This window comes from Burkholderia sp. HAN2018 (genome assembly GCF_024704855.1).
Classification (GTDB): domain Bacteria; phylum Pseudomonadota; class Gammaproteobacteria; order Burkholderiales; family Burkholderiaceae; genus Burkholderia; species Burkholderia cepacia.
In genome coordinates this window covers 1-2,243 of sequence record NZ_QOBB01000451.1, presented here as the reverse complement: position 1 = coordinate 2,243, position 2,243 = coordinate 1, and the positions used below count along the sequence as shown (strand labels likewise).

Sequence of the window (2,243 nt, the reverse complement as noted above, 5' to 3'; positions counted from 1 at the left end):
CGAGCGCGCGCGACGGGCGCCGCCGGGTCGCGGTGCGTTCGCCGTCGCGCGCGGTGCGCGCCGTGCGGGACACGGCGTCGCTCATGCTCAGAGGAGGCCGGCCTGGCGCAGCAGCTTGCCGGCCTGGCTGTCGTCGCCGAGCTGTTCGAACGTCAGCGCCGGCGGGCTCAATTCGTTGAACGGTTTCAGGATCGGATCGGGGGCGACGCCCGGATGCAGCGGATACTCGAAGCTGACATGGCCGCCCGCCATCAGCTTCTGCGCACGCTCGCTGACGAGATACGCGACGAACTTCTGCGCTTCCGGCTGGTGCTTCGACGCTTTCAGCACCGCGGCGCCGGACACGTTGACGGCACCGCCGACGTCGCCGTGACCGAAGTGGTGGATCGCGCTGCGCGTCGACTTGTCGCCGAGTTCGGCGTGCAGACGATCCCAGTAGTAGTTGTTGACGATGCCGGTCAGTACGCCGCCGCGGTTGACGGCCGCCGTCACGCCTTCGTCGTCGTCGAAGATCTGCGCATTGGCCTTCAGGCCCTTCAGCCATTGCAGCGTCGCGGCCTCGCCGTGCAGCGCGAGTACCGCGCTCACGAGCGGCAGGAAGTCCGCGTCGCTCGGCGCGACGCCGACCTTGCCCTTCCATTCGGGCTTCGCGAGATCGAGCAGCGACGCGGGCAGCTGCTGCGGCTGGATTTTCGCGGTGTTGTAGACGAGCACGTTCTCGCGCGCGAGCACGCCGACCCAGTTGCCGTCGGCCGGGTTGAAGCGCGCGGGCACCGACTGCAGCGTGGCGCCGTCGGTCTTCGCGAACAGGCCCTTGCGGTCGAGCAGCACGAGCTCCGGCGAGTTTTCGGTGAAGTACACGTCGGCCGGCGTGCGGTCGCCTTCCGCGACGATCTGCGCGGCGAGCGCGGGGCCCTCGCCCGAGCGCACCTTCACGGTGATGCCGCTCTGCGTTTCGAAGTCCTTGACGAGCTGGTTCACGACCTGCTCGTGTTGCGCGTTGTACAGCGTGAGCGTCGCGGCATGCGTGCCGGTGGCGTGCAGTGCGCCGGTCAGCATCAGCGCGGCGGCCGCGGCGGAAATCAGGTGCCGCAGCGGGCGGCTAACGGGTGAAGTGGTCATGTCGTTTTCAGCAGGTTGCATCCGGCCGGGCCGGAAAGGTGTGCGTTGGCTTGCGTGGCGCGACGTCATGCCTCGAACAGCGCGGCGCCGATGTACGAACCGGGTTGCGCGCCCGGCGGGCACGCGAAGATCGCGCTGCCGACGTGCGTGGTGAACTGGTTCATGATGTCCAGCTTCGAGAGCTTCTCGTTGATCGGAATGAAGCCCTTGCGCGGGTCGCGCTGGTGCGCGACGAACATCAGCCCCGCGTCGTACTCGGTCTGCTGGCGCCATGGCGGCCAGCGTTCGATGTAGAAGCTCGTGCTGTCGTTGTACGAGTACGCGCGGCGCAGGATCTGCGCGCCGTTGTTGACCTGCGGCGATGCGAGGCGCGCGTGCGAGTTGTCGGGGATCACCGGGTTGCCGTCCTTGTCGGCCGCGTCGAGGTCGAGCGCCTCGAACTCGTTCTTCTGGCCGAGCGGCGCGCCGCTGTATTTGTGGCGGCCGACCACCTGTTCCTGGAAGCCGAGCTCCGTGTTGTCCCAGTGTTCGAGCGTGATGCGGATCCGGCGCACGACCGTGTAGGTGCCGCCGTTCATCCATGCCGGGCCTTCGCTGCCGGCCCACACGAATTCGTTCATCGCGGCCGGATCGGACATCGGCGGATTCATCGTGCCGTCCTTGAAGCCCATCAGGTTGCGCGGCGTCTCGCCGGGCTTGCCCGACGTGAAGCCGGCCTGGCCCCAGCGCATCTGCGTCGCTTTCGCGCCGAGCCGCACGAGCTGGCGCACGGCGTGGAACGCGACCTGCGCGTCGTCCGCGCATGCCTGGATGAACAGGTCGCCGCCGGTTTTCTCGGGCAGCAACTGGTCGCCGTTGAAACGCGGCAGGTCGACGAGCGCGGCGGGGCGTTGCTTCGCGAGGCCGTAGCGGTCCTTGCCCGCGAGCGCGAACAGGCCGGGCCCGAAGCCGAACGTGATGGTTAGGCGCGCGGGGCCGAGGCCGAGCGCGTCACCCCCGTCGGCCGGCGCGACTTCGTCGCCGCCCGTCGCGGCGAGCGGTTGCGCGGTGTCGCCGCGCGTCATCCGCGCGGCGGCGTCGGTCCAGGTCTTCAGCAGCGCGATGACGTCCGCGCGCTGCGC

The 2,243-nt window shown here is 69.2% G+C and carries 2 protein-coding genes; both read right to left on the bottom strand.

The window, feature by feature from the left end; translation table 11 throughout:
• Positions 1-87 precede the first annotated feature (87 nt).
• The gene (locus tag DPV74_RS40830; RefSeq protein ID WP_060311390.1) at positions 88-1,122 is read right to left on the bottom strand and encodes an iron ABC transporter substrate-binding protein; all 1,035 of its coding nucleotides are present in this window, start codon (positions 1,120-1,122) and stop codon (positions 88-90) included.
• A gap of 65 nt (positions 1,123-1,187) precedes the next feature.
• Positions 1,188-2,243: Dyp-type peroxidase (locus tag DPV74_RS40825; protein ID WP_119339246.1), on the bottom strand; the 1,056-nt coding region annotated here is incomplete at its 5' end.

Excerpts from the sequence above, each read along its gene's own strand:
- DPV74_RS40830 (WP_060311390.1), bottom strand. The coding sequence starts at position 1,122 with ATGACCACTTCACCCGTTAGCCGCCCGCTGCGGCACCTGATTTCCGCC.